Origin of the sequence: Leucobacter tenebrionis (genome assembly GCF_019884725.1) — a bacterium.
Classification (GTDB): Bacteria; Actinomycetota; Actinomycetes; order Actinomycetales; family Microbacteriaceae; genus Leucobacter; species Leucobacter tenebrionis.
This window is the reverse complement of the sequence record NZ_CP082322.1, coordinates 2,041,173-2,067,269: the sequence shown is the minus strand read 5'-3', so window position 1 is coordinate 2,067,269 and position 26,097 is coordinate 2,041,173. Positions and strand designations below refer to the sequence as shown.

25 protein-coding genes and 1 tRNA gene are annotated in these 26,097 nt (G+C 65.6%); 14 read left to right on the top strand and 12 right to left on the bottom strand.

Features of this window, described 5'->3' with window-relative positions; translation table 11 throughout:
• Window positions 1-80: 80 nt before the first annotated feature.
• Window positions 81-737: a GntR family transcriptional regulator gene (locus tag KVY00_RS09615; RefSeq protein ID WP_223042756.1), complete on the top strand. Its 657-nt coding sequence runs from the start codon at window positions 81-83 to the stop codon at window positions 735-737.
• A gap of 29 nt (window positions 738-766) precedes the next feature.
• On the opposite strand, the gene KVY00_RS09610 is transcribed toward KVY00_RS09615, so the two are convergent.
• The gene (locus tag KVY00_RS09610; protein WP_223042755.1) at window positions 767-1,789 is read right to left on the bottom strand and encodes a LacI family DNA-binding transcriptional regulator; all 1,023 of its coding nucleotides are present in this window, start codon (window positions 1,787-1,789) and stop codon (window positions 767-769) included.
• Window positions 1,790-1,851: 62 nt separating this feature from the next.
• On the opposite strand from KVY00_RS09610, the gene KVY00_RS09605 reads away from it, so the two are divergent.
• On the top strand, window positions 1,852-2,709 hold the full coding sequence (locus tag KVY00_RS09605) for a nitrilase-related carbon-nitrogen hydrolase (RefSeq protein WP_223042754.1): 858 nt from the start codon (window positions 1,852-1,854) through the stop codon (window positions 2,707-2,709).
• A gap of 21 nt (window positions 2,710-2,730) precedes the next feature.
• On the top strand, window positions 2,731-4,089 hold the full coding sequence (locus KVY00_RS09600; protein WP_223042753.1) for an MFS transporter: 1,359 nt from the start codon (window positions 2,731-2,733) through the stop codon (window positions 4,087-4,089).
• A gap of 87 nt (window positions 4,090-4,176) precedes the next feature.
• Here the strand turns inward: KVY00_RS09600 and KVY00_RS09595 are convergent, their stop codons facing one another.
• Window positions 4,177-5,175: a helix-turn-helix transcriptional regulator gene (locus KVY00_RS09595; RefSeq protein ID WP_223042752.1), complete on the bottom strand. Its 999-nt coding sequence runs from the start codon at window positions 5,173-5,175 to the stop codon at window positions 4,177-4,179.
• 90 nt (window positions 5,176-5,265) lie between these two features.
• Here KVY00_RS09595 and KVY00_RS09590 point away from each other — a divergent pair, with 90 nt between their 5' ends.
• Window positions 5,266-5,631 carry a VOC family protein gene (locus tag KVY00_RS09590; RefSeq protein WP_223042751.1) on the top strand — a complete coding sequence of 122 codons (366 nt, stop codon included), beginning with the start codon at window positions 5,266-5,268 and terminating at the stop codon, window positions 5,629-5,631.
• 68 nt (window positions 5,632-5,699) lie between these two features.
• On the opposite strand, the gene KVY00_RS09585 is transcribed toward KVY00_RS09590, so the two are convergent.
• Window positions 5,700-6,191, bottom strand: coding sequence for a mycothiol transferase (locus tag KVY00_RS09585; RefSeq protein WP_223042750.1), 492 nt, complete (start codon window positions 6,189-6,191; stop codon window positions 5,700-5,702).
• 37 nt (window positions 6,192-6,228) lie between these two features.
• Here KVY00_RS09585 and KVY00_RS09580 point away from each other — a divergent pair, with 37 nt between their 5' ends.
• A complete protein-coding gene (locus tag KVY00_RS09580; RefSeq protein ID WP_223042749.1) occupies window positions 6,229-6,594 on the top strand; it encodes an ArsR/SmtB family transcription factor in 366 nt (121 codons plus the stop codon).
• Between the two features lie 40 nt (window positions 6,595-6,634).
• Window positions 6,635-7,882: an MFS transporter gene (locus tag KVY00_RS09575; protein WP_223042748.1), complete on the top strand. Its 1,248-nt coding sequence runs from the start codon at window positions 6,635-6,637 to the stop codon at window positions 7,880-7,882.
• Window positions 7,883-8,034: 152 nt separating this feature from the next.
• Here the strand turns inward: KVY00_RS09575 and KVY00_RS09570 are convergent, their stop codons facing one another.
• The 3 genes from KVY00_RS09570 to KVY00_RS09560 form a co-directional block, all read right to left on the bottom strand.
• A complete protein-coding gene (locus KVY00_RS09570) occupies window positions 8,035-8,706 on the bottom strand; it encodes a transient-receptor-potential channel family protein (RefSeq protein ID WP_223042747.1) in 672 nt (223 codons plus the stop codon).
• Window positions 8,707-8,764: 58 nt separating this feature from the next.
• Window positions 8,765-10,096: a replication-associated recombination protein A gene (locus tag KVY00_RS09565; RefSeq protein WP_223042746.1), complete on the bottom strand. Its 1,332-nt coding sequence runs from the start codon at window positions 10,094-10,096 to the stop codon at window positions 8,765-8,767.
• A gap of 180 nt (window positions 10,097-10,276) precedes the next feature.
• Window positions 10,277-10,666 (bottom strand): winged helix-turn-helix transcriptional regulator, encoded by a 390-nt coding sequence (locus KVY00_RS09560; protein ID WP_223042745.1) that lies wholly within the window; start codon window positions 10,664-10,666, stop codon window positions 10,277-10,279.
• 95 nt (window positions 10,667-10,761) lie between these two features.
• Between KVY00_RS09560 and KVY00_RS09555 the strand changes: the two genes are divergently transcribed.
• Window positions 10,762-11,328, top strand: coding sequence for a dihydrofolate reductase family protein (locus tag KVY00_RS09555; RefSeq protein WP_255572582.1), 567 nt, complete (start codon window positions 10,762-10,764; stop codon window positions 11,326-11,328).
• Window positions 11,328-12,140, top strand: a complete 813-nt coding sequence (locus KVY00_RS09550; protein ID WP_223042743.1) for an MBL fold metallo-hydrolase — start codon at window positions 11,328-11,330, stop codon at window positions 12,138-12,140. Before KVY00_RS09555 ends, KVY00_RS09550 begins: the two co-directional genes overlap by 1 nt.
• A 1,071-nt stretch (window positions 12,141-13,211) precedes the next feature.
• Here KVY00_RS09550 and KVY00_RS09545 read toward each other — a convergent pair.
• The 6 genes from KVY00_RS09545 to KVY00_RS09520 form a co-directional block, all read right to left on the bottom strand.
• Window positions 13,212-14,405: a hypothetical protein gene (locus tag KVY00_RS09545; RefSeq protein WP_223042742.1), complete on the bottom strand. Its 1,194-nt coding sequence runs from the start codon at window positions 14,403-14,405 to the stop codon at window positions 13,212-13,214.
• A 2-nt stretch (window positions 14,406-14,407) separates the two neighbouring features.
• Window positions 14,408-15,262, bottom strand: coding sequence for a serine/threonine-protein kinase (locus KVY00_RS09540; protein WP_223042741.1), 855 nt, complete (start codon window positions 15,260-15,262; stop codon window positions 14,408-14,410).
• A 105-nt stretch (window positions 15,263-15,367) separates the two neighbouring features.
• Complete coding sequence (locus KVY00_RS09535; protein WP_223042740.1) at window positions 15,368-15,880, bottom strand: beta/alpha barrel domain-containing protein; 513 nt, start codon at window positions 15,878-15,880, stop codon at window positions 15,368-15,370.
• 229 nt (window positions 15,881-16,109) lie between these two features.
• Window positions 16,110-17,024: a DNA-processing protein DprA gene (locus tag KVY00_RS09530; RefSeq protein WP_223042739.1), complete on the bottom strand. Its 915-nt coding sequence runs from the start codon at window positions 17,022-17,024 to the stop codon at window positions 16,110-16,112.
• Window positions 17,025-17,263: 239 nt separating this feature from the next.
• Window positions 17,264-17,509 carry a hypothetical protein gene (locus KVY00_RS09525; RefSeq protein ID WP_223042738.1) on the bottom strand — a complete coding sequence of 82 codons (246 nt, stop codon included), beginning with the start codon at window positions 17,507-17,509 and terminating at the stop codon, window positions 17,264-17,266.
• Window positions 17,510-18,352: 843 nt separating this feature from the next.
• Window positions 18,353-18,435: transfer RNA gene (locus KVY00_RS09520), tRNA-Leu, on the bottom strand.
• A 156-nt stretch (window positions 18,436-18,591) separates the two neighbouring features.
• Between KVY00_RS09520 and KVY00_RS09515 the strand changes: the two genes are divergently transcribed.
• The 6 genes from KVY00_RS09515 to KVY00_RS09490 are packed head-to-tail and all read left to right on the top strand — an operon-like array spanning window position 18,592 to window position 26,079.
• The gene (locus KVY00_RS09515; RefSeq protein ID WP_223042737.1) at window positions 18,592-19,428 is read left to right on the top strand and encodes an FhaA domain-containing protein; all 837 of its coding nucleotides are present in this window, start codon (window positions 18,592-18,594) and stop codon (window positions 19,426-19,428) included.
• 5 nt (window positions 19,429-19,433) lie between these two features.
• Window positions 19,434-19,991, top strand: a complete 558-nt coding sequence (locus KVY00_RS09510; RefSeq protein ID WP_223042736.1) for an FHA domain-containing protein FhaB/FipA — start codon at window positions 19,434-19,436, stop codon at window positions 19,989-19,991.
• A gap of 2 nt (window positions 19,992-19,993) precedes the next feature.
• Window positions 19,994-21,385, top strand: coding sequence for a Stp1/IreP family PP2C-type Ser/Thr phosphatase (locus KVY00_RS09505; protein WP_223042735.1), 1,392 nt, complete (start codon window positions 19,994-19,996; stop codon window positions 21,383-21,385).
• Window positions 21,378-22,775 (top strand): FtsW/RodA/SpoVE family cell cycle protein, encoded by a 1,398-nt coding sequence (locus tag KVY00_RS09500; protein ID WP_223042734.1) that lies wholly within the window; start codon window positions 21,378-21,380, stop codon window positions 22,773-22,775. The genes KVY00_RS09505 and KVY00_RS09500 overlap by 8 nt, the downstream gene beginning before the upstream one ends.
• Window positions 22,772-24,259: a peptidoglycan D,D-transpeptidase FtsI family protein gene (locus KVY00_RS09495; protein WP_223042733.1), complete on the top strand. Its 1,488-nt coding sequence runs from the start codon at window positions 22,772-22,774 to the stop codon at window positions 24,257-24,259. Before KVY00_RS09500 ends, KVY00_RS09495 begins: the two co-directional genes overlap by 4 nt.
• The gene (locus tag KVY00_RS09490; RefSeq protein ID WP_223042732.1) at window positions 24,256-26,079 is read left to right on the top strand and encodes a protein kinase domain-containing protein; all 1,824 of its coding nucleotides are present in this window, start codon (window positions 24,256-24,258) and stop codon (window positions 26,077-26,079) included. Before KVY00_RS09495 ends, KVY00_RS09490 begins: the two co-directional genes overlap by 4 nt.
• Window positions 26,080-26,097 lie beyond the last annotated feature (18 nt).

Genomic DNA, 26,097 nt, shown 5'->3' with positions numbered 1-26,097 from the left:
CGCTCAGCAAGCTCCAGCCGATTCAACATGGATACTAGTTGTACCCACGCCTGCCCCGACCCGAACGAGGTGCCCGCAGCATGATGCAAGAACCGGGATCCGCCGCCGCCCGCGCCTACGAGCACATCCGCGACGGGATCATCGAGGGGCGCTACGAAACCGGGGAGATGCTCGGCGAGTCCGGCCTGGCCTCCGAGCTCTCGATGAGCCGCACCCCCATCCGCTCGGCGCTGGTCCGGCTTCAGGACGAGCAGTGGATCACGATCTACCCGAAGCGCGGCGCCCTCGTGAAGGGGCTCGGCGATCGCGCGATCTCTGACCTCTCCGACACCCGCTACATCCTGGAATCAGCAGCGGTGCAGCGGGCGGACAGCTCCCAGATCGAGGCCCTCGCTGAGAAGCTCGCCCAGCAGATCACCGAGCAGCAGGCCGCGCTCGAGGCGCGGGACGTGCGCGGCTTCGTCGACCTGACCACGGCATTCCACCGCTCGTTCGTGGAGGTGTGCGGCAACCAGGTGCTGCTCGAGCTCAGCGACCGGCTTGCCGACCGGCAGCGCTACATGCTGTTCAAGCTGGGCCCGAAGCTGCTCGAGCAGTGCCAACTCATCCTCGACGAGCACCGGGAGCTCGTCGAGGCCCTGCAGGCCGCCGACCCCGCGCGATTCGCCGAGACGCTGCGGAGGCACATCAACGACGTGCACACCGAGCGGGTGGCCCCGCTCGCACCCGTGCCCTGATCGCGGAGACGAAGCCGGCGCCGCCGTTGTCACCGCGTGGAACCGCGCCGATGCACCTCAGTTGCGACCGTGCGCGGCTCGACGGTGCGACCCTCGAGCCGCGCGATCAGGAGCTCCACGCCTCGATGACCGGCCTCATCGAGCATGAGGTCCACCGCGGTCAACGGAGGATGGTTCACCTCGGCCATCCGACTGTCCGTGAACGATACGATCTCGACATCCTTCGGCACCGATAGCCCCCGGGCCTGGGCCGCCTGCGAGACGCCGACGCCAAAGCGGCTCGCTGCCACCAGAAATCGGCGGAAACCATGATCGAGCAGTGACTCCGCGGTGACGGCCGCGCCCGCGACGCCCTCGCCCTCGTAGAGCTCGATCTCGGTGAGGAGCTCCAGATGGTCGCGGTACACCTCCGCGACAGTAGAGCGAATGGCGCGACGCCACTGATTCTCCTCGGTTCCGATGATGAGCGCGGCCGGGGTCCGCTCAAGGTCCGTTAGCTGCGAGAGCGCCTGGGCTACGCCGCTCTCGTAGTCAACACGCACGTTCCACCCCGGATCGACGTTCGGGTCCTCAGGCACTCCATCGATCGTGACGACGGGCAGGCCAGTGCGGAGCGCTTGCACGAGCACCGCATCCTCGAAGTAAGGACTCGCGACAATGTACCCCTCAACGGGTAGCGTCGCGTCGAACCCGTCAGAGGTATTGGGGACGTGCACGAGTCCCAGCCCCTGCTCGAGCGCGCGTACTGCCGCCGCCCCGATCAGACGGAGGAAGTTGTCGGTGCCGCCGAGCGATCCCCGGATCGCGTCGCGCGGCCGGATGATCATTCCGATCAGGCCGCTACGACCTCGCCTCATCGAAGCGGCGAGCGCGTTGGTCGAGTAGTTCAGCGCGTCGATCGCCTCGAGAACCCTGAGCCGAGTGGCCTCCGAGATCGGGCGCTTGCCCGACAGTGTGTGCGAGACAGTGCTGATCGAAACCCCGGCCTTGGCCGCGACGTCCCGTATCGTCGGAGCCGCTCGCTGCCGCCCTTCCGGAAAACCGTTTGACACAAGATCATGCTAGCCGTACAGTCGGTAATCAAATCGTTTTGATGATGAATCGAGAGGCGCCCATGTCACCGAACGCACCCCACGGCGGAGAAGGGCGAATGCGTCCGGATCTCATCGTCAGCGCCGCTCAGTTCTGGGCCGGCACCGACGTCGACAAGAATCTCGAGACGATCAGCTCCATGGCCCGTCGAGCATCGGAACGCGGAAGCCACCTGCTCGTCCTCCCCGAGGCGTCGATGTACTCATGGAATTCGCCCGTCGAGGACCTGGCCGAGGCCGCCCGTCGACACAGCATCCGATTCTTCGATACCGTCGCCAGGATCGCGCGAGAGGAGAACCTGGCGATCATCGCCCCCGGCTACGCGCCGAGCGACGACGGCCGACCGTGGAACCGCATGGTCGCCTTCGACAGCGGCGGCACGCCGGTCGCGGTCTACGACAAGGTGCACCTCTACGATGCATACTCATATCTCGAGTCGAACACGGTCCGGCCAGGCCAGGCCGGAGACGACGGCTCCGAGTTCGGACTCTTCGACATCGAGGGGTGGCGGATCGGCATGCTCAACTGCTACGACATCCGGTTCCCTGAGATGTCGAGAGCGCTCGTCGACGGCGGAGCCGACATCCTCGCGATCGGTTCGGCCTGGGTAGTAGGCCATCGCAAGGAGTTCCACTTCAAGACGCTCGCGCGGGCGAGAGCGATCGAGAACACGGTCTTCCTCGCCGCCGCGACCCAGCACGGAGAATTCTCGATCGGCGGCAGCGCCCTCTACGGGCCACTGGGCGACACGCTCGCGTCCGCTGAACTGGACCGCGATCTGATTACCGCGAAGATGCGGGACGAAGTGCTCTCGGAGGCCCGAAGGCTCCTCCCCGTCCTGGAGAACCGACGCTACAGCTGGTCTCCGACCGCTCGTTGACCATACAAGGAGGTATACGACATGGCCAGTAACGGCTCACGCAGCGAGGGCGCTGCACATCTCGATCGACGACGTATCCGCCGCGTACTCTCGTCCGCGGCGATCGGACAGTTCGTCGAGTGGTACGACTTCGTCATCTACGCATACTCGGCGACCGTCATCGCCTCCCTCTTCTTCCCGAACGAGGACCGCATCGCCTCCCTGCTCGCGACCTTCGCCGTCTACGCGGTGGGCTTCGTGATGCGGCCGGTCGGAGCGATAGTCTTCGGGCACCTGGGCGATCGGATCGGGCGCCGCAACGTGCTTGCGGCGGTCATCCTGCTCATGGGCACCGCAACCTTCGGCATCGGCATCCTGCCCACATACGAGCAGATCGGCGTCACCGCCGCGTTCCTGCTCCTCCTCTGCCGACTGCTGCAGGGCATGTCCGCGGGTGCCGAAACGACCGGGGCGAACGCATTGGTCGCCGAGCACTCGCCGCGACGGCGCCGCGGCATGTTCGTGGCGTTCACCTATGCGTTCGCAAATCTGCCCGCGGTGTTCGCGTCGCTACTGGTCCTCTCGCTCACCTCCCTCATGGGGGACGAAACATACAACGCCTGGGGCTGGCGCATCCCGTTCCTGCTCGGCGGCGTCATCGCTCTCGTCGGCCTCTACATCCGAAGGCGCGTCAACGAGTCGCCTGAATTCGAGGCGCAACGCCACGCTGCTCCTGTTGCGGCGAAGCGCAGTATCCCCCTCTTCTCGGCGATCCGCGAGAATCCCCGTGCGGTCGTGTTCGCCTTTGTGCTCGCGGCCCTCTCGAGTCTCGGCTTCTACACCCTGACCGGGTACTTCACGACCTACCTCCAGGAATCGGTTCAGGTCGATTCATCCGTCGCCTTCCTCTCGAACGCGATAGCCCTCCTGCTCGCGTTCGTCGCCATGCCGATCACCGGAGCAATCTCGGACAGGGTCGGCCGCAAGCCGGTGCTAGTGGTCGGGGCTCTGCTGAGTGCGGTCATCGCACTCCCTGCGTACATGCTCGCCAGCAATGGCACAGCGGTGGGAGCTATCGTGGGACAAACCCTGCTGGGCCTCGCGCTCGCCGTCTATTTCGGCCCGTTCGGCGTCGCATTCGTCGAGCTGTTCCCGGTGAAGAACCGGTTCAGCGGTGCGGGCTTCGGATACAACATCGCGTACGTGGTGTTCGGAGGCACCGCCCCCTACGTCAGCACGTGGCTCGTCGGCACGACGGGCAGTCTGCTCGCGCCTGCTTTCTACATGGTGATCGTCGCCGCGCTCGTGGGCTTCATCTGCCTCGCTCTGCCGAAACCGCAGATCGATGAGGACGCGATCTCGACCGCTTCCGGAACCGAACCCGGAGCAGCGCTCGAATAGCGCTGGGAGCCGGCGGTCGGAACAACGGAGTCGGGGCCCGAAGGCGCGCTGCGCAGAGGCCCGCGTCGGGATGGTGAGAACACGAAACTATCCATCCGCGGTCTCACCAGAGCCCGCGACCCCGGCATCGCGGTGGCGGGAGGCGAGGGTCGTGGCGAGGTCCGCGATGAGGGCACGTGCCTCGGGCGGGTCCGTGATCTCGACGTGGTCGGCGAACTGGAGGAGCTGGCGCACGGCGGCGAGTTGGTCATAGCCGACGGTGATCCGCACCTCGGCGGGGTGCTCGGTCGGCTCGACCGAGAGCAGCCTGGTGCCGAGGATGCGGCGGGCCATATCCTCGGTCTTCGCGTCGAGCAAGGCGGTCACGCGGATGCTGTGACGCTCCTCCAAACCCGAGACGAGGCTCGCTGCGATGTCTGCGAGCGCGAGATCGGTGCGGATCCGCCGGTCTTCGTCGAGCACAGCCCAGGCCTGGAGCCGGCTCAGCGCGAACATGCGAGGCTCCCCGCCGGCGTCTGCGATGAGGTACCAGCGCCCGCCACGGGAGAACACCCCGTACGGATCGACAACGCGCTCCCGGGAGTCGGGCCGCCCGCTTGCGCGGTAGTTGATCCGCAGCCGTTTGCCGCGCCTGACATCACGGATCACGGCAGCCACATCGGCGGAATCGCCAGGGGTGAACCAGGCGGCATTATCGATCGCGACGACTTCGCTCAGCGGGAGCAGGCCGGCGGGGTCGCCGTGGGGCCAAGGCCTGCGCGAGGCGAGCTTCTGCGCGGCGGTGCGCGCGGCGGCCTCGATCCCGAGCTGCTTGGCGCGGGTGAGATCCACTCCGATGAGCTCGAGCACCTCTGCTTCATTCCCGCTGAGACGATTCACGTCCACTTCAGCGCCGGGCAGCAGCGCAACGCCACCATACCGGCCGCGCTCGGCGATGATGGGGATCTCGGCTTCGGCAAGCGCCTCGACGTCGCGCAGGATCGTGCGCCTGGACACGCCGAACTGCTCGGCCAGCTCCGCGGCGGTCATCTGCCGGTTCGCCTGCAGCGCGACGAGGAGCGCGAGGAGCCGTTGCGGACGTTCCACGAAGTTTTCTCCCTAAAGGTGACATGGACTGTCTTCTATCCGTGTCAGTGTAGGTCATGTACCGTTACCCAGCTCGCAAGGAGGCCTGCCGTGAGTGCACCCAACCAGTTCCTGATCTACGTCACCGACACCGAGCGCTCGACCCGCTTCTACTCCGAACTGTTCGACATGGAGCCGGTCTTCGTCGCCCCCGCCTACGTCGCGTTCGAGATCGCCCCGGGAGTGCTGTTCGCGCTCTGGAGCCGCCACGGCGAAACCATCACCTCCGAGACCCCGCGCTTGTCCGAGGTGGGACTGATGGTGCCGGGATCGGGCGAGAAGGTCGACGAGGTCTACGCAGAGTGGCGCGCCAGAGGCGTCACAGTGGTCGAGGAGATCCGCGACGACATCTTCGGTCGCACGTTCGTCATCGCCGATCCCGACGGCAACCGCATCCGAGTCGCACCGGTCGACTGAGCACTGAGCCGCGGACGCCTCCTGAGCGAAGGCGAGGGCTAAGGCTAAGGTGAAGCCGAGGGCGAAGGCTATGAACGCTCGTCGAACGAGGATGACCCGCGCAGCACGTCGATCGTGATCTCGAGCTGACCGAGGTGCTGGGACAGCTCCTCCAGCACGTGCAGCAGCACGCCCTCGGCCGTGGCCAGCCAATGATGATCGTCATCCCCACCCCCGGGCATAGCCTTCGGAGGTCGCTGCAACTCCGTGGCTGCTGCATCGCTCAAGAAGGCCTTCCGCGCCTGACTTGCGAGCTCCAACCCCTCGTCGACGGTCAGCCGGGTCTCGAACTCCGCGTCACGGTCACGCATTCGCGGGAGACCGAGGTTCACACTCGACGACCACCAGCGCAGCATCCCGCAGCAGTGCACCAGTATCTGCATCGGAGAGTTGCTCCCCGGCACCTGCAGCGCCGAGTTCGCCAGCTCATCGTCCAGAGATCCGACCGAGGCGATGAGCTGGTCGAGCTTGTCGAGGATGAGCTGAATGAGGATCCGCTCGCTCGGGGTCTGCTCTGCCATTCGGCCAGCTTAGTGCGCGGAGTGTTAATATCTGCGTATGGATGCGGATAAGCAGGTTTGCGGATTGAATCCTTCCTCGGAGTATGTCGACCTCGCGGCCGAGGTGCTGAGCCTGCTGTCCGATCCGACGAGGATCAGGATCGTACTCGCGCTGCGACGGGAGGGCGAGCTGCCGGTGAACGCGCTGGCCGAGCTCGTCGGGAAGAAGCCGTCCGGCGTATCGCAGCACCTCGCCAGACTGCGGATGGCGCGCATGGTCACCACCCGGCAGGAGGGAACGAGCGTGCTCTACCGCCTCACCGACGAGCACGCCGTGGCGCTGGTGGTCGAGGCGATCAAGCAGGCCGAGCACGCGGTCGCGAACGGGCAGATCCCTCCCCATCACCACGCGCCAGCGCAGTGATCCCTCGCTCCTCTCCACCCCTGACCGTAAGGCCTCGTCCATGATCTCCGTTCTCCGCAACCCGGGCTACGCGAAGCTGTTCGGCGCGCAGATCATCGCCCTGCTCGGCACGGGGCTGCTCACCGTCGCGCTCGGTCTGCTCGCCTTCGAGATCGCCGGCGGCGAGGCAGGCATCGTGATGGGGGTGGCGATGACCATCAAGATGGTCGCCTATGTCGCCGTCTCGCCGGTCACCACCGCACTCACGGCGCGCCTGCCGCGCAAGCCCGTCCTCATCGGTGCCGACCTGATCCGCGCCGGAGTAGCGGTGTCCCTGCCGTTCGTGACCGAGGCCTGGCAGATCTACATCCTGATCTTCCTGCTGCAGTCGGCCTCGGCGACGTTCACACCCGCGTTCCAGGCCGTCATCCCCTCCGTACTGCCCGATGAGCGGGAGTACACGCGCGCCCTGTCGCTGTCGCGACTGGCCTACGATCTCGAATCGCTGGTGAGCCCGATGCTCGCCGCCGCACTCCTCACCGTGATCAGCTTCCACACACTGTTCGTGGGCACCGTCATCGGGTTCATCGGATCTGCGGCCCTCGTGATCGCCACTCGATTCCCGCACATCGAGGTGCCACCGCCGGCACCCTTCTTCGACCGTCTCACACGCGGGGTGCGGGTGTTCTGGGCCAGCCGCGAGCTGCGCGGCCTGATGGGTCTCAACCTCGTCGTCGCGACGACCACCGCGATGGTGATCGTCAACACCGTCGTGCTCGTGCAGGGCGACCTCGGGCGCCCGCAACCGGACGTCGCGCTCCTGCTCGGCGCATACGGCGCTGGATCGATGGTCGTCGCGCTCGGCATGCCGAAGCTCCTGGACACGCTGCCCGACCGGCGCGTCATGCTCGCGGGCGGGATCGCCCTTCCGCTCCTGCTCCTCGCCGCGGCCGGGGCGATCGCGCTCATGCACGGCACCGCGCAGTGGGCGACGCTGCTGCTCGTCTGGATGCTGCTCGGCGCGGCCACCTCGACGATTCTCACGCCGTCGGCGCGACTGCTGCGCCGGGGCAGCACCGAGCAGAACCGGCCCGCGGTGTTCGCCGCGCAGTTCTCCCTCTCCCACGCCTGCTTCCTGCTCACCTACCCGCTCGCCGGAGTGCTGGCCGCCGCGATCGGCCTGCCCGCCGTCGCGCTCGTGCTCGTCGCCATCGGCGTCATCGGCACCGCGCTCGCGCTCCTGGCGTGGCGAGGCAGGGCTGGCATGGCGAGCCGTTCGACCGAGCGAGAGGTGCCGGCACGGGGGTGATCCAGCGAGGGACAACCCCGTGCTATCACGCCTCACTACCCTGCGGCTTCGCGTCGCGCTGTCGAACGGTAGCGCGCCGAACCCACGGCGAAAGTCCGCTCGGGCGAAGGCGCGGCAGCCATGTGCCGGTCTCGAGTTCCCCGGGAAAGGCGTCAGGCCGCCTCCCCCGTGATGAACGCGACCACTGGCTCCTGCGCGTAATAATCGGGCAGGGACATCCCGAGATTCGGCTCGACGCGTCCCACGTCAGCGCCGCGCGAGCGCAGCGCCTCGAAGATGCGCGAGAGGTCGCGATGCAGTTCGCTGTTCACCGGCCTGCCCTCCGCGTTTTCTCGCTTCGGCAGGATCTGACGAGCGTCGAGAGCGGCTCGACCGAGCACGGAATTGCCGTACGAGTCGAGGGCATTCGGATCCGCGCCCGCATCCAGAAGCGCCTCCATGATCGCGAACGACTCGTCAGCACCCGCCTGGGAACCGACCATCTTCCACTCCGTCACCGGACGGCCGAATGTCACGGGCCGCAGCCACCGCGATCGCCGCACCGCCAGCATCACCGCGTCGTGCAGCACGGGCGCCGCCCACGATCCCCCCGGCGAATTCGCATCATACTCCTCGATAAAGTTCGGATCCGCGCCCCGCTGCAGCAGCAGGGCGGCGATCTCCAACTGCTCGGAACGGATCGCCACCTGCAGGGGCGACTGCCCCGCATACTTCTTCGGACTGCCCGACGCAACCATATTCAGAACCGAAGGATCCTTCTCGATACGAGCGCGAACCTTCTGGATATCGCCCTTCACGATCTCGGTGAACAAAGCCTGCATCATCAACCTCTCTCAGAAATCAGAACCGCGGTTTCTACTCCGGGCCGGCACGGTGGGTTCGTCATTCTCCACCCTCGGCGCTCTCGCGCTCTCCTCGGGCCCGCTTCCGCCTCCGCAGCCGGTCCCACTCGGCGACCTGCTCACCGACCCACCGCTCGTAGCCGTTGCCCGTCGGGCGGTAGAGGCGTTCCCGCTCCATGCCCTCGGGGAAGTAATCGGCGCCGGAGAAGCCGTCTTCGGTGTCGGGGTCGTACTGGTAACCCTCCCCGTAGCCGAGGTTCTTCATGAGCTTCGTGGGAGCGTTCAAGATGTGCGGCGGGGGCATGAGGGATCCGGTCCGCTTCGCAAGCTTCCGCGCCGCGTTGAAGCCCCGGTACACGCTGATCGATTTGGGCGCGGTCGCGAGATAGACGACGGCTTGCGCGATCGCGAGTTCCCCTTCGGGTGAACCGAGGCGCTCATACACATCCCAGGCGGCAAGAGCCTGGTGCACGGCCTGGGGATCCGCGATGGCGATGTCCTCGTTCGCGAATCTGACGAGGCGGCGAGCGATGTAGAGCGGATCCTCACCTCCATCGAGCATGCGCGCCAGCCAGTACAGAGCGGCATCGGGATCCGAGCCCCGCATCGACTTGTGCAGCGCCGAGATGAGGTTGTAGTGCCCCTCCTGCGATTTGTCGTAGAGCGGGGCGCGCTGCTGCACCAGCCGAGCGAGGCCCGCTACGTCGAGCGTTTCGTGCACCGTCTGCAACTGCTCTACGAGGTTGAGCAGGTAGCGTCCGTCGCCGTCGGCCATCGCCAACAGCGCCTGCCGCGCTTCCGCCTCGAGCGGCAGGGGTCGCCCTATCGCGCGTTCCGCCCGCTCGATGAGCGTGTCGAGAGCTTCATCGTCGAGTCGCCTCAGCACGAACACCTGACAGCGTGAGAGCAGCGCCCCGTTGAGTTCGAAGCTGGGGTTCTCGGTCGTGGCGCCCACGAGCACGATCGTGCCGTCCTCGACATACGGCAGGAATGAGTCCTGCTGCGCGCGGTTGAAGCGGTGGATCTCGTCGACGAACAGCAGCGTGCCCTGCCCGATCTCGCGGCGCTTCTGCGCTGCGCCGAACACCTTACGCAGATCGGCGACGCCGGAGAACGTCGCAGAAACCGACTCGAAGACGAGGTTCGTGCGCTCGGCGAGGAGTCTCGCGATCGTGGTCTTTCCGCACCCAGGAGGCCCCCACAGGATCATCGACACGAGTCGCTGCTCGGCGACCATACGCCTGATCGGCCCGTCTTCGCCGAGCAGATGCTCCTGCCCGACGACCTCCTCCAGGGTGCCCGGACGCAGCCGGTCCGCGAGCGGGCGCGCAGAGTCGTCGGGCTCGAACAGCGAAAGCGGATCCTGACTCATCGGTTCGTCCCCTGCCCCGTCAGGCCCGCCCCTTCGCGCCCTGCCCGAACGGGCGTTCCGGAGCCACGCCCTGCCGCTCCGCACTGCGCGCGGTCGCGTGCCGCTGAAGTGATTCGCCGAGCATGCGGCCCCTCCTCTCATCGAGGCTGACGCGACCAGCCTACCCAGCGGGATCGGATCTCACGAGGTCTCCGCATCCGGCGCATGCCGGGCGCGGAGGTCGCGCATGAGCTCGTCCACAGGGAGCCGTCGTTCTGTTTCGGCTTCCGTATCGGTCGGCCTCCAGTCCCGCCCCCAGTCGGCGAACGCGAGCAGCACCGGGACGGTCTGCACCCCCGCCTCGGTGAGACTGTAGCGCGCGCGCTGGCCGCGTCCGGCGGCGCCGCGAGTGAGGATCCCGGCATCCAGAAGCCGCGCGAGTCGATCCGCGAGGATGTTCGTCGCGATCCCCTCGGCCGACCCGGTCAGCAGTGCGCGGAAGTAGCGCCGATCCTCGAACACGATGTCGCGCAGGATGAGCAGTGTCCAGCGGTCGCCGAGCACATCGGCCGCCGCGCTGATCGGTTCCATGTCTCCTCCTTGACAGACATCCTGGCATCGATGATAGTGGTTGTAAATTGCAATCACTATCGGGAGGTCTCGCCATGGGCCGATTCGTGTACTCGATGAACGTATCGATCGATCTGCGCATCGAACAGGTGCCGGGCGACAACGGCGCCGGCGAGTGGCTCCGCATCGACGAGGAGCTCCACCGCGCCGCCAATGAATTCGCCCGCGACGTGTCCGCCATCGTTCACGGCAGGGTGTTCTACGAGACCATGGAGGAGTTCTGGCCGCACTCCGCCTCCGACCCCTCTCTGCCCGACTTCCTCCGCGAGTACGGCGAGATATGGAAGGAGAAGCCGAAGATCCTGGTCTCCCGAACCCGCACCAGCGCGGAGTACAGCACGCGGATCATCGGCGACGACGCCATCCAGCGGCTCGCCGAGTTCCGCGCCGCTACCGACGGCCGGATCGGCGTCGGCGGTGCGAGCCTCGCGACGCAGCTGCTGCGCGCCGGGCTGCTCGACGAACTGCTGCTGTGGACGCATCCCGCCTATCTCGGCTTCGGACGCACACTGTTCGACGACTACGATCGGCCGTTCGACCTGGAACTGCTCGATGAGGCGAGATTCGCCTCCGGCGTGACCATGAGGCACTATTCGATCCTGCTCGAGGGCGGGGTGCGCTGATGCTGACCCGAATCGCCCCGGGCGTGCACGTGCACACCAGCGAATGCATAGCGACGAACTCCATCATCGTCGATGACGGATCGGAGGCGCTGGTCATCGATCCCGGGCTCACGAGTGAGGAGCTGACCGACCTCGCGGCCGGTGTGCGCTCGCTCGGCCTCGAGGTCGTCGCGGGCTTCGCAACCCACCCCGACTGGGATCATGCGCTCTGGCACCCGAGCCTCGGCGAGGTGCCGCGCTACGGAACGGCGCGGGCCGCTGCCGTACTGGCCGAGCTGCTGGCGCAGCCCGATTGGCAGACCCGGATCGCCGAGGGGCTGCCGCCGGAGATCGCCGACGACGTTCCGCTGGAGTTGTTCGGGCTGCTGACCGCGCTGCCCCGAGACGCGACCAGGATCCCGTGGACCGGCCCGAGCATCCGCATCCTCGAGCACCGAGGTCATGCCGAAGGCCACGCGGCCCTGCTCATCGAAGAGCACCGCGTACTCGTGGCGGGCGACATGCTCTCCGACGTGCTCGTGCCGATGCCGAATCTCTACGGCGACGCCCCCGATCCGCTGCGAGACTATCTCCACGGCCTGCAACTCCTCGAAGACGCATCGGCCGGAGCAGACGTCGTCGTGCCGGGCCACGGCTCAGTGGGAGACTCCGAAGATCTGCGGGCGCGGATCGCCCTCGACCGGGCATACATCGAGGCCCTGCGCGACGGACGACCCATCTCCGATCCCCGTGTCGCACAGCCGAAACCCGGCTGGGAATGGGTCGCATACATCCACGAGGGCAACGTCGAGCGAGTAGCTCGGCGCTCCTGATGCGAGGCGTCGCCCGCATCCAGCACTTCCAACGAAAATGACCCCTGACCTTGGGAACCGAATCCCAGGTCAGAGGCCATTTTCCATTCGTGGGGTGTTTCACGAAATCCGGAAGGCCTTGTGCCGCAAGGGATCGCGGAGAGCTCGAAGTACACAGTCACAGGTTAAGCGGTACAGAATCACACAGACCTCAGCACCGATGCGGCTGGCATGATGCCGTTCCTTGGGTCCGAAACTATGATTGATGGATCGAACGAAACTCAGGTGACTGACGTAGGCGGAACAAGAATCTTTGAAAAGGGCATGGTATGGCAAGAACTCAAAGTCGGAGCCTCCCAAGCCTCAAGTTCCGTTTCGAAGCCGACATGGTGCCCCAAATCCGGAACGCGTTACCGCGCCTAGCCTTTCGGCATGAACGTGAAACTCCAGTTGAAGTGTTCACCGAGGTACCCGCTGCACAAGGCGTACCGGATCTGGCAGCGGTGCGTTTTGCACCGGAAGCCATCACTATTCGTAGGGAGTTCGGAGTACGACCTTTAACGACAGACTTAGAGGTTCGAGCGGTTTTTGCAATCGGACGCAGCAGTCTCCGCGTCGACGAGCTTGCAAGACTCGTTGGCACTTCAAGTAATTACATGAGGCGTGCCGTCGTTCCGATGCTTGTAGAACTAGGTTGGCTTCACTATGGAGGCGGCGAAGTCCGGCGGAAGCCAGAAGCCCGCTGGGTAGGCAAACGCGTCGTAACCGTGGAAGCCAAACTACGTGATTGGCGTGCCGCGCTCAGCCAGGCTCGTACCCAATCGCGATCCGCTGACGCAGCTTATATGGCCCTCGAGAGGTCAGCTTTTGGCGCATTCAATTCCTACTTGCCCCAAATCAGCAATGGTGGAGTTGGCGTACTCCTCGTAGACCGCACAAGCGGCAGAACTGAGGTAGCTGCCCGCCCACGCCGACGGCCTGCAACCGCCACACAAGTCGGGAAACAGCTCCTCGCAGAACGATGCCTCGACATGGTGCAACGGGGAACTCGCGAAGGTCAGATCTATCCAGTTTTTGGACGGTCACAAGTTCCTAGCGAAGCACTTCATCCCAAAGCCCGAGATGCACTGGCATGTTAGGTCCTTGCAGCGTGTCAACCGTGTTTAGGCTCCCCATAAAGTCCAACCCTTGCCGGACGAGCCGCGCTGCGGCGTTCTGAGGATTTCGGGCGTTGAGCTTCGCAGTGAGATCACCTACGACAGCTAAGTAGTGCAGTCCCGCCAGTTCTGGCGTGTGGCCCGATTCTCGAACCTCTTGAAGGTATACGGAGTCTGGCTCGCTATGACGAGCCAGCTCGTCAAGCCTTTCGTATTCCAAGTACTGAAGCGTGTGTAGAACCCGGGGGTCAAATAAGCGTGGGATTCGCGGCGGGGTCTGTGATCCCGGTTGGCGACCCATCTTCCGTTGGCGTGCAAATGCTTGTTCACCCCAAGCAGTTCCCGTAGAAAAACCGGCCGAACCCTTGGCCGAGAGCAACCATCCAGTAAGTCCTGAATTAGGAAGATAGAGCCGCTTGCCCTCATTGTCGCATTCATAGGCAAGCTCCAGATAGCCTCGGACGATACTCTCGTCGGTCAGCTGCCCGTACCTAGGGCTGACTTCAGGCCACCAAAATCGCAGATACCAGTCGGGCTCGTTACTCTCCACTATCTCTTCGATAAGAAAGTTTCGAAGCGTCCTATTCGAAAGCCAAGCGGAGTCAAAAGTAAGGTTTACCCACAGACGGCTGTCTCCCGCCTGCTGCCGGCTTTCACGGACCCAATTCAACGTGTCCTGCAACGCGCGCTGACCATTTGCTTCAGGCACCCACCCCGATGCACTCAGAAGTACCGAAGCGTTTAAGCCACGCTGCTCATCTAGTACGGTCTTTACCCAAGAAGAGCTCACACGCTCAGGACGCGAATCAAAGTACTTCCAGTCCCGCCAACGCGACTTTGCTTCGGGCGCGTCGTGCCAGCCCCACGCTCGATGCAAGTATAGGTCAGGATCAAGAATCCGTACTGGAATGTTTGAGGTCTCTACAGCAAACGACTCCGCAGTCTTCCTTGTCATTGCTGGCAAGCGTGCAATAACCCCTAGCCCAAGACGATCTCCATTGGCCTTAGCGATCTCAGACATGACCTCAGGTACGCGCTGATTTTGCTGCACGCTGCGGTGAATCAAATACAACGGAACATCACCAGACAAGGAGCGCTGGATATCTGCACCTGCCCAAGAACCGTTCACCACTAGTTCTTCCCTTCTAGATCCAAGTAAGCACGACGAGCACTACCTCTCGCGCCAAGTGGTTCAGCCGTTAGCATTCGGCTCACTGTCCGCGCCAAGTCTTCAGGCACTGAAAATGGCAGGGAAGGAGAAGGACCAGAAACGAGATCGAGAATCTCGTCCTCATCATTCAAGATCTCGCGAAGATCCAAACCGTGAAAGAAGGGGTGCCGTCCAGTGAGAAGTTGGTAGAGAATCACCCCACACGCCCAAACATCCGCGGCTTTTCTAGCTCTACTGCCCCGCAATTGCTCCGGCGACATCCAAGGAATACTGCCGACACGTTGCGGATACAAGGTCATTGTGCCCCCATCAACCGGCCGCGAAAGACCGAAGTCAATGATGACGGCTTCCGCCCAATCACCGTTCCGAAGCATAATGTTGTCTGGCTTCAAATCACGGTGGATGCGGTCCGCACTGTGCAGTTCTACCAGAGCGCTGAGCAAGCTAAGCGCGAATCCTCTTACCTCGTCAGTCGTCGGTAAGCCCTCACTCGCTGCAGCAGAAACTGACTTCCCATCAATGAACTCACAAATCAGTACATGACGAGGTTCACCAGCAAGATCAACTCTCCCCGTGTCGTGAAGCTTTAAGATTCCTTGATGCGAGGAAGCGGAGAGCCCCTCAGTTTCCCGCTTCAATAACCTCGGGTCAAACTGCTCGGCTTTCAACAGCTTGACCGCAAAGACACCTGAGTATGACAGCGGATCGGATACGCGCCAGGTTTCCCCAAAACTACCAACTCCAAGCAAGGATGCGTCTGTTGCGTGCAATGCATCGCACACGTCGCGCGGAAGACTCGAGCTTGCAGGACTCACCGTTGTTCCCTCTCATCATCCTCATCGCAGATGTGCATTTCGCACCAAGGGATTACCTATTCAAGAACGTACCAGCAAACTGTGGATAACCGCGATTTCGTTCTTTCAGCCAGGGCAGTCGCCTCCGGTCCACGGGCAGCATCGCCAGTCGAACGGTGCGCCCAGGCCGTCAATGAAAGTCTTGTTCGCACCGTAACTCGGCTCGAGCACGCGACCCGCCGTCAGAATAGACACCTCGTCGTACCCTGCCATCTTCATGGCGGATGCGACCGACTGCGCGTGGGCCCCACTCACCCAGGAATCGTCAATGAGGAGCAGCTGGCGGTGCGGCGGCACGCTGGCCGGGACCGCCCACGCGCTCGGATCCAGCGCTCGCACCCCAGGACTGCCTACATATTCGACCGGCACGCGGCTGCGCGGGTTCTTCGCCAGCCGCGTGACCATATCGGAGAACTGCGACCGTCCCCGTGTCGACGGAACGACCGCCCAGTCGGTTTGCGAACACGATGGCGCGAGCGCAATCGCGCAGGGTGTGTGTGCTCGCAGCCCGACCGCGAGCAGCGACTGCATCGTGGATATATGCGTGGGGCCGACAAACGGAGACTTGTACTGCCGCAAGAACTCATACGCTTGTCCTCCCTTCGGTGCGTACACCAAAGAAGCAACACGATCAGCCAAAGGCAGGCCTCGCGCGACATGGGAACTGCACGTCCCGCAAATATGAGCGGACTGATCTCTGGGACACGAGCAGACCGTGCAGGTCGTCGCATCTCGGATCGTATTCCGCAGGTACGAACCTGCCATCAGCTCCAGCTGGTGACCGACCGCGACGATCTCGTCACTGAAGTTACGCGGCACTGCTCAGGAGCGCTTGGAGGGCGCGATCAAGGTCCGACGGGGCGCGGCGGACGGCGCGCACCGCGTCTTTCAGCTCCCCGAGATTCGACACGACCTGCACGTTCGGGGTGCCCACTAGAGCCTTCCCCCACTCAGTGTCATCGACCACTTTGGAAGTCAGGATTACGGGGCGCCCGTGCTGCCCTGCGACTCGGGCCTGAATCCTGGTGCCAGAATGATTCGACGCTTCGACGATGATCGTAGCGAGGCCATACCCGGACATCGCAGCATTACGGATCGGGAAGCTCTGCTTCGTGGGCGGAGCCTCGGGGTAGAACTGCGACAGCACGAGGCCGTACTCAGCGATTTCACGCTGCAGATCAGCGTTGCGGGCCGGATAGAACTTCGTGATTCCCGTCCCGATGAATGCCACTGTCCTACCGCCAGCGTCGAGGGCTGCTCGGTGCGCAGCGGTGTCGATGCCCTCTGCCAGGCCGCTGATGACGGTGAGTTGCTCACTCACGAGGAAGCGCGCGATCTCACCCGCGAGTTCACGGGAGCGCTCGGAGGCGTTGCGGGAGCCGACGACCGATATGCCATCGTCCTGAGGGAGGAGCGCACCCGCATAGAAGAGGAACGGCGGCATTTCGCGAATGTCACGCAGCCGTGCCGGGTAGGTCTCATCGAGCACGGTGACGACGTTCAGGCCATCCTGAGCCCATCCCTCGACGAGTACGCGCGCCTCGTCGAGGTACGCCGTAGCTTCTGGCGGAGGGATAAGAGCACCGTCGAAGCGACTGTCGTACACACGCTGCGCACTACCTTCGAATGCTGCCTCCGCAGCTATCGAGGCGTACGTTTCGCCACGCCGCTTCGAGCGCAGCAGCGCGAAGAGCGCGGCGGTCTCGGCGAGTGACTGGTTCATAAGACTTAGATTACCGGGCACCACTGACAGTGTCAGTAGATCGCCGCCTCCCATAGACTCCGCAAGACGGATTCGAATGGAGGATTCAGTAAGGGCGCAGCACTTCACGAGACCGACTCAACGGCGACTACCGGTGCGGCTGGTACACCCGGCACGACGACCACGACGGCACCAAAGTCGCCAGGTCGAAAGCCGCCTACGAACTCGACACCACCGTGCTCATTGATACCCGGAACGGGTCATTCGAGTTCCCGCTCATCACGGGCATCAATCTCCACCATCCCGGCAAGATCAAGCACGGCCCTCGCTCGACCATCGAGCAGCATGTCGCGTTCACCGAGCAGCGGGGCCTGGTCGTCGTCGATCGTGCGTTCAATAACCTGCAACCGCAATACTTCCAAGAACCCGTACGTCGCACCCAGTTCGAGACCGTCTACGACTACCGCGCGAACCAACTCGGACAGCAAGGCAAGGTCCCCGGACATCCCGTGATCGTCGTCGACGGAGCACTCTACGTGGACCGCATGCCGAGGAACTATCGAGAGATCAGCCGCTGGGTCGCAGAAAGAAGACCAACCCTGACACCGGTGTCCCCTACACGCTCGAAGACCGTGACAAGATCATGCGCGCCCGCGAGAAGAACCTTATGAAGCGCCACAGCCGCGTCGACGCCGACGGCTACCAGCGCTTCTCTTACCCCGACCCCACTGGCTACTTGGCGTTTGATCCCGTGACGGGGAAGCCGACGAAGGACAAGCCCCACCGGCACGATCCAGGTCGGCCTCGACTCCGATGTCATCCGGCACCTGCAGCGCTACCCTTGGAAGTCCGAGGACTGGTACCGCGCCTACGGGCAGCGCAACCAGGTCGAGACCAGCAACAAGACCCTGAAAGACGCCTGGGCTACGAACCTGGGTGATAAGAAGAGCCGCCCTGGACGCGGCTATGCCTACACCTACCTCGTCACCGCCCTCGCAGTCGTCGCGACGAACATCCAGCGCATCATCATCGGGATCAAGAACACCATCACCGAAGCTGCTGGGCAGAGAACCAGGGCGCGGCGCTGCAGAGACAGCAGCGGCCCACCATTGAAGCGACCTACGAACGCGATCTCGCCGCAACCGAGGCCGCGTCGCCGCCGGGCGACAGCAGTTGAGCGCCAGCCCACCCCGAACTGGAGAGAATGACGCCGGACGCGCAGAATGATGCCGAGCGGCGCAGGGGGCCGGAGTCCGCAGCACGGGGCACAGCACCGCACCAAGCACTTCCAACGAAAAAGACCCCTGACCTTGGGAACCGAATCCCAGGTCAGGGGCCATTTTCATTCGTGCGCGAGGGGGGACTTGAACCCCCACGCCCTTGCGGGCACTGGCACCTGAAGCCAGCGCGTCTGCCATTCCGCCACTCGCGCGAGACGTTCTCTGAGCCTTCCGGCCCGGACAACTCTGCAAGCTTAGCAGCACCAGGGCCCTCACACCAAAGCGGGCGGGCTCCGGGATACACTAAGCCTGACAGTCGCAGCCGATCGGCGTGCGATCCGACCGAGCGGAAAGGGCGAGCGCGGCACGTGGGCATTCTGGATAGCGTCGAGCGCGGGCTCGAGCGAGCCGTCAACGGCGCCTTCGCCCGCACCTTCCGCTCCGGCGTGCAACCCGTCGAGATCGCCTCCGCCCTGAAGCGCGAGCTCGACATCAGCGCCGTGATCGTGGATCGCGATCGCGTGCTCGCTCCCAACCGCTTCGTCGCGCGCGTCTCGCAGAAGGACGCGGATCGCCTTCGCGGCCTGGGCGACACTCTCGAGCAGGAGCTGCGCGGCGTCGTGGTGAAGCACGCGAAGCAGCAGAACTACCAGCTGCTCGGCGAGCCCGACGTCGAGATCCGCGCCGACGAGTCGCTCACCACGGGTGTGCTCGAGATCGATGCGTCCCGCGTCGAGGGCGCGGTCGACTGGGTCGCCGCGATCGACGTCGACGGTAAGCGTCACGAGCTGCCCCGCGGCACGACCACGGTCGGGCGCGGCAGCGACTGCGGCATCCGGATCGGCGACACGGCCGCCTCGCGCAAACACCTCGAGATCATCTGGGACGGCGCGGCCGGCCTGGCCCGTGACCTCGGCTCGACCAACGGATCCAAGATCAACGGGCAGCGCTTCCGCGAGGCCGCCCTCTCCCCCGGCATCGTGATCACGATCGGCCAGACGGCGCTGCAGTTCCAGTTGGTGCCAGGCAGAGCGCACCGGCCGGCGCAGCCGGCACGACCCGCGCGACCTGCACACCCGCAGCCCGCACCGCCACCTGCGGCGAGCGCGCCTCCCCGGGCCACTCCGCCCAGCGCCGCTCCCGAGCCGCCGCCCTCAGCGGGCGGCACCCCCGGCATCGACGAGGATTTCTGGAGGGGTCTATGAGTGAAATGAGTGAGCTCACCCTGCTCATCCTGCGCATCGGCTTCCTGCTGCTGCTCTGGTTCTTCATATTCGCAATCGTCTACGCGCTGCGCAGCGACCTCTTCGGCGCTCCGGTGCGGCGTCTGCGCAACGACGGCGACGGCAACCCCGTACCGCAGCCCGCACTGCAGGTCACGGCGCCTGCAGCACCAGCGGCTCCGGCACCCGCCGCCCCTGCGGCGCCGGCCGCTCCGCCTGTACCCGGGCCGATCCCGTCGGCCGGCGGCACAGGCCCCGCTCGCCTCCTCGTCATCACCTCGGGCGTCGCCGCGGGCACCTCGATCCCTCTCGAAGACGACATCCTCACGATCGGGCGCAGCAGCGACTCCACCCTCGTCATCGTCGACGAGTACACCTCGACCTACCACGCCCGTCTCGCCCGCAACGGCGACGAGTGGATCCTCACCGACCTCGACTCCACGAACGGCACCCGCCTCGACGGCGCCCGCATCACCCAGCCGGTGAGCGTGCCCCTCTTCACGCCCGTCACCATCGGCACGACCACCTTCGAGCTGAGGCCCTGAACGTGACGGTCGGTTACGAAAGCGCCATCGGCTCGCATGTCGGGATGGTGCGGTCCAACAACCAGGATTCCGGCTTCGCCGGCGACTACCTGTTCCTCGTCGCCGACGGCATGGGCGGTCACGCCGGCGGCGACGTCGCCTCGGCGGTCGCCGCGAAGTCGATGGCCGAGTACGACCTGGCGCCCACGGGCAGCCCGGAGGCCACCACCAATATCCTGCGCTCGGCGATCCTCGACACCAACACGAAGCTTCGCACCACCGTCAAGGAGCGACCCGAGCTCGCCGGCATGGGTACGACCTTCACCGGTTTCATCACCGTGGGCGACAAGCTCGCGCTCGCCCACATCGGCGACTCGCGCCTCTACCTGCTGCGCGGGGGCGAACTGCGGCAGATCACCAAGGATCACACCTTCGTGCAGCGCCTCGTCGACAGCGGCAAGATCACCGAGGACGAGGCGAAGATCCACCCCCGCCGCTCGGTGCTGATGCGCGTGCTCGGCGACGTCGAGGCCTCGCCTCAGGTCGACACCGAGGTGCTCGACACCCGTCCGGGCGACGTCTGGCTGCTCTGCTCCGACGGGCTCTGCGGCTACGTCGAGGATTCCGACATCGAGAAGATCCTGCGCCGTCGCACCTCCCTGCAGGGGGCGGTCGACGCGCTCATCGACAAGAGCCTCGCCCATGGCGCACCCGACAACGTGACGGTCGTGCTGGTCGAGACGGTGCGCGAGGAGGAGGCTTCGGCGAAGCAGGCCGCGCCGGCGCCCCGCCGCGAGACCGCGACCGACACGGTCGAACTCACCGACGTGGTGGAGCAGGTCACCACCGGAGGCCAGCCGGTGCCCACCGCTGAGCCCACCGCCGCCGAGCCCACCCCCGCCGAGGCCCCCTCGAACCGGCGCTTCGCGGGGTCCGCGGCCACCTCCGCCGGCTCCCGGGACGGCTCCGTCACCACCGCGCGCACCCGGCTCATGGGCCGCCGCCGCCCGGTGCGCCGCCCGCCGCAGATCGAGGAGAGCCACTTCGAGCCGCGCGTCGACGAGTACCTCGCCGAGCTCATGGCCGAGACGAAGCGCCGCAACCGCCGCCGCCGCCTGCTCTGGGCCTTCGGCGCGGTCGCCGTGCTGGTCGCCATCGGCGGCGCCCTGCTGTTCGGCTACCAGTGGACCCAGAGCCGCTACTTCGTCGGCACCGACGGCGAGACCGTCATCATCTACCGCGGCGTGCAGCAGGAGATCGGGTCGTTCTCGCTCTACTCGACCGCCGAGGACACCGAGATCCCGCTCACCGAGCTCGACGGCCTCGAGCAGCGTCAGGTCAAGCGCACGCTCAGCGCGGGGTCCCTCGAGGAGGCGCGCGACATCGTGCTGAGGCTGGGGGTGCACGATGAGTGACGCCAAGGGCACCGGCGACAAGCCGCGCACCTTCGAGAAGACCCGCACCAGCGAGACCGTGCTGCAGCGCATCACCGCGCTCCGCGCACCCCGCAAACTGCTGGGCCTCGAGCTCTCGCTGCTGCTGTTCGCCATCGCGATCGGGATCGCCGCGGTCGTGATCATCGATCTGACGGTGCGCGGCACCGTGACGACCACGCTGCTGCCGATGGGTTCGGCCTTCATCGTCGCACTGCTCGCGCTGCACTTCACGGTGCGCCGCATCGCTCCCGACGCCGATCCGCTCATCATGCCGATCGCGACCCTGCTGAACGTCATCGGCGTCGCGATGATCTACCGCATCTCGCTGGCCACGGAGGACGCGGACCCCGTGCGGCAGCTGCTGTGGTCGACCGTCGCCGTCGTGGCCGCGATCGCCGCGCTGCTCGTGGTCCGCAACCACCTCGTGCTCTTCCGCTACACGTATCTGGCGGGGCTCGGGGCCGTGATCCTGCTGCTGCTGCCGGTGCTCCCCGGCATCGGCGCCACGATCAACGGCGCACGGGTGTGGATCCGGCTCGGCAGCTTCTCATTCCAGCCGGGCGAGGTCGCGAAGATCCTGCTCGCGATCTTCCTCGCGGGATATCTCGTGCGCAACCGCGACTCGCTCGCGATGGTCGGCAAGAAGTTCCTGGGCATCCGGTTCCCGCGGGGACGGGATCTCGGGCCGCTGCTCGTGTTCTGGCTCGCAGCGATGTCCGTGCTCGTGTTCCAGCGCGACCTCGGCACGTCGCTGCTCTACTTCGGCCTGTTCCTGTCGATGCTGTACCTCGCCACGGGCCGGATCGGGTGGATCATCCTGGGTGTCGGCCTCTTCCTCTTCGGCGGCCTCGCGGCCAGCCAGACGCTCGATTACGTGAACCGTCGCTTCGCGAACTGGCTCGACCCCTTCGCCGACCCCTACGGGGCCAGCCATCAGATGGTGCAGGGCCTGTTCGGCATGGCCAACGGCGGCATGACGGGCACGGGTCTCGGGCAGGGCTACCCGGCTGACACGCCGCTCTCGTTCAGCGACTACATCATCCCGAGTCTCGGCGAGGAGCTGGGCCTCATCGGCCTGTTCGTCATCCTCGCCGCCTACCTGCTGCTCGTGGGCCGCGGCCTGCGGATCGGCTTCGCAGGCAAGGACGACTTCGGCAAGCTGCTCGCCGCGGGCCTCGCCTTCACGATCGCACTGCAGGTCTTCATCGTGGTCGGCGGCGTCACGCGGGTGATCCCGCTCACCGGCCTGACCGCCCCGTTCCTCGCCGCGGGCGGTTCGTCGCTCGTGTCGAACTGGATCATCATCGCCCTGCTGATCCTCCTCTCCAACTCCGTTCGCAACCGACCGAAGCTGGTGATCCGCTCGTGAACAAGCAGCTCAAGTTCATCACCCGCACCGTGTTCGTCATGTTCCTGGCGCTGTTCTTCTCGGTGACGATGATCCAGTTCGTGCAGGCCGACGAGCTGCGCGCGAACGAGCTCAACGGGCGCACCATCAAGAACAGCTACAAGATCGAGCGGGGTTCGATCCTCGTCGACGGCGAGCCGGTCGCCTACTCGACGCCCACCGGCGACTCGTTCCGGTTCGTGCGCCAGTACTCGAACGGTCCGCTCTACGCGCCCATCACGGGCTACTACTCGCACCTGCAGGGCGCCTCGGGGCTCGAGGCCGCGATGAACCAGGATCTCGCCGGCATCGGCAACGCGCAGTTCTTCACCCGCATCATGAACACGCTCAACGGCGTCGAACCGCAGGGCAGCTCGATCGAGACCACGATCGACCCCGCCGCGCAGGAGGCAGCGGTCACGGCGATGACCGAGAACGGCTTCGAGGGCGCCGTCGTGGCGATCGAACCGAAGACGGGCCGGATCCTCGCCCTCGCCTCCACACCGAGCTACGACCCGAACACCGTCTCCATGAACGACGACGCCGAGATCATCGCGAACTACCGTCAGTTGGAGCAGGATCCCGCTCAGCCGCTGCAGAACCGGGCCATCGCCGGCGACCTCTACCACCCCGGCTCCGTCTACAAGCTGCTCGTCGCCGCGGCGGCCATCGAGGCCGGCAAGGCGTCTCCGAGCACCGAGTTCGATAACCCCGCACAGCTCACGCTGCCGCAGTCGACCCACCTCATGCAGAACGCGTCGCGCACCACGTGCGGTTCGGGGGCGAAGGCCACGCTCGAGCAGGCGATCGTGCTCTCGTGCAACATCCCGATCGCGGAGCTCGCGATGAGCATGGACGAGAACACGGTGCCGAACATGGCCAACGCTTTCGGCTTCGGGCAGGATCTGTCGATTCCGCTCGCCGTCACCCCGAGCCAGTCGCCCACTCCGGCAGACAAGGCCGAGACCGCGCTCTCCTCGATCGGACAGCTCGACGTGCGCGCCACCCCGCTGCAGATCGCCATGGTCTCGGCCGGCATCGCCAACGCCGGCACGGTGATGAACCCCTACCTCGTCGACGAGATCATCACCCCCGATCTGCGCGTCGAGAAGGAATTCACCCCCTCCGAGTTCTCCAAGCCCATCTCGAGCGAAACGGCGCATGCGGTTGCTGAGATGATGGAACACGGCGTCTCGAACCCCGAGGGCCTCGCGAAGAACGCGGGCATCGAGGGCGTTCGCGTCGCAGGCAAGACCGGTACGGCCGAGAACGGTCAGGATGACGCGGGCAACGACCTGCCCTTCACCCTGTGGTTCACCGGCTTCGCACCGGTCGACGACCCGCAGGTCGCCGTGGCGGTGGTGGTCGCCGACGGCGGCGGCGAGGCATATGGTTTCGAGGGTGGATCCTACGATCTGCCCACGGCAGTCGGAAAACGAGTAATGGAAGCGGTGTTGAGCGAATGAGGCCATCGGCAGGGATCACATTCGGCGGACGCTACGAGCTGAGCTCGAGGATCGCCGTCGGTGGTATGGGCGAGGTGTGGAAGGCGACGGACAGCATCATCGGCCGCACCGTCGCCATCAAGATCCTCAAGGACGAGTACATGGGCGACCCGGGCTTCCTCGAGCGCTTCCGCGCCGAAGCCCGACACGCCGCACTCGTCAACCACGAAGGCATCGCCAACGTCTTCGATTACGGCGAGGAGCAGGGCTCCGCATACATCGTGATGGAACTCGTGCCGGGCGAGCCGCTCTCGGCGATCATCGAGCGCGAGGGGCGACTGCCGGCGAACCGCGTGCTCGGGATCGTGGCGCAGACCGCGACCTCGCTGCAGGCCGCGCACGACGCAGGCCTCGTGCACCGCGACATCAAGCCCGGCAACCTGCTGATCACGCCCGAGGGCCGCGTGAAGATCACCGACTTCGGTATCGCCCGGATCGCGGATCAGGTGCCGCTGACCGCGACCGGCCAGGTCATGGGCACGGTGCAGTACCTCGCGCCCGAGCAGGCGAGCGGTCACACCGCGACCCCCGCCACCGACATCTACTCGCTCGGGGTGGTCGCCTACGAGTGCCTCGCGGGCAAGCGGCCCTTCACCGGCGAGTCGCAGGTGGCGATCGCCATGGCGCAGATCAACGACACTCCGCCGGATCTTCCGGCCGACGTGCCCGAGCACGTGCGCAACCTCGTGATGGCCTGCCTCGCGAAGGACGCGGCGGGGCGCCCCCAGACCGCGGCGAAGCTCGCGCAGGCCGCGACCGCCCTCCACCGCGGCGACGTGCGCCTCGCGGCCAGCTACGTTCCGCAGGTGCTGGGCGACGCCGAGCCGGCGACGACCGCGCTGCCGCAGCAGACCCAGGTGATGGATGCCGCCACGACCGCGCTGCCGCAGACGACCGCGCTGCCCGGCCAGACGGCGGCCACCGCGGAATTCGTCGGCGAACCGGTGGAGCAGCCCGCGGAGAGCGAAGAGCAGCCCGCCAAGAAGAAGCGCAGTCCCTGGACCTGGCCGCTCATCACCCTGCTCGCGCTGCTGCTCATCATCGGCGCCGGCACGGCATTCGCGCTCTGGAACACCAACCAGAACGAGAAGCCTACGACCACGACCACGGCCACCACACCCAAGAAGACCACCAAGCCCCCGACCACTCCCGAGGTCGCCACCACCGGCGTGGTCGACGGGGAGGCTCTGCGAGGCATGAACATCGACGACGCCGTGGCCGAGCTGACGTCGCTCGGCTTCACCAACGTCTCCCCGCAGGAGGGCAACGCGGCGCCCGACGACCAGGTCGGCCTGGTGACCGCGGTCAACCCCACCGGCGACAAGGTACCGTTCGACGAGCGGATCACCCTCACCTACAACGTGCGGTTCGGCGACGCGGGACAGCCCGCGGCGCCCACCAGCGACCGCACCGAGGTGCAGTCCGGCCAGGCGTTCACGGTGCAGCTCGCGCCCGCGCAGAGCTTCTGCCCCGCGAACTTCACCGTGGAGAACTACGCGGTCACCCCAGAGGGCGCCGGTTCGCTCTCCGGCGTCTCGGGCGCCGTTGCGAACATCCAGGCCGATGAGCTGAACCCGGGCGATGACGACGCCACGATCACCATCACCTACTCCGCGACCTGCCAGAACAACCTGGGCGTCGTGCGCGAGGCGCCGGCATCGGAGCCCCTCGTCATCACCGTGAAGGCCCCCGCCGACAACAGCAACAACGGCAACAGCAACGCGAACGACACCGGCAGCGGCGGCGGCAACCCGAACTCGAACAGCAACCGGGCCGGATAACGACTCGCTGAAGCCGGG

Coding starts and splice junctions, on each gene's coding strand:
- KVY00_RS09615 (WP_223042756.1), top strand. CDS start 81: ATGATGCAAGAACCGGGATCCGCCGCCGCCCGCGCCTACGAGCACATC.
- KVY00_RS09530 (WP_223042739.1), bottom strand. CDS start 17,024: ATGAACCAGTCACTCGCCGAGACCGCCGCGCTCTTCGCGCTGCTGCGC.
- KVY00_RS09560 (WP_223042745.1), bottom strand. CDS start 10,666: ATGGAACCGATCAGCGCGGCGGCCGATGTGCTCGGCGACCGCTGGACA.
- KVY00_RS09510 (WP_223042736.1), top strand. CDS start 19,434: ATGAGTGAGCTCACCCTGCTCATCCTGCGCATCGGCTTCCTGCTGCTG.
- KVY00_RS09605 (WP_223042754.1), top strand. CDS start 1,852: ATGTCACCGAACGCACCCCACGGCGGAGAAGGGCGAATGCGTCCGGAT.
- KVY00_RS09490 (WP_223042732.1), top strand. CDS start 24,256: ATGAGGCCATCGGCAGGGATCACATTCGGCGGACGCTACGAGCTGAGC.
- KVY00_RS09575 (WP_223042748.1), top strand. CDS start 6,635: ATGATCTCCGTTCTCCGCAACCCGGGCTACGCGAAGCTGTTCGGCGCG.
- KVY00_RS09565 (WP_223042746.1), bottom strand. CDS start 10,096: ATGAGTCAGGATCCGCTTTCGCTGTTCGAGCCCGACGACTCTGCGCGC.
- KVY00_RS09585 (WP_223042750.1), bottom strand. CDS start 6,191: ATGGCAGAGCAGACCCCGAGCGAGCGGATCCTCATTCAGCTCATCCTC.
- KVY00_RS09550 (WP_223042743.1), top strand. CDS start 11,328: ATGCTGACCCGAATCGCCCCGGGCGTGCACGTGCACACCAGCGAATGC.
- KVY00_RS09555 (WP_255572582.1), top strand. CDS start 10,762: ATGAACGTATCGATCGATCTGCGCATCGAACAGGTGCCGGGCGACAAC.
- KVY00_RS09570 (WP_223042747.1), bottom strand. CDS start 8,706: ATGATGCAGGCTTTGTTCACCGAGATCGTGAAGGGCGATATCCAGAAG.
- KVY00_RS09500 (WP_223042734.1), top strand. CDS start 21,378: ATGAGTGACGCCAAGGGCACCGGCGACAAGCCGCGCACCTTCGAGAAG.
- KVY00_RS09600 (WP_223042753.1), top strand. CDS start 2,731: ATGGCCAGTAACGGCTCACGCAGCGAGGGCGCTGCACATCTCGATCGA.
- KVY00_RS09580 (WP_223042749.1), top strand. CDS start 6,229: ATGGATGCGGATAAGCAGGTTTGCGGATTGAATCCTTCCTCGGAGTAT.
- KVY00_RS09525 (WP_223042738.1), bottom strand. CDS start 17,509: ATGTCCGGGGACCTTGCCTTGCTGTCCGAGTTGGTTCGCGCGGTAGTC.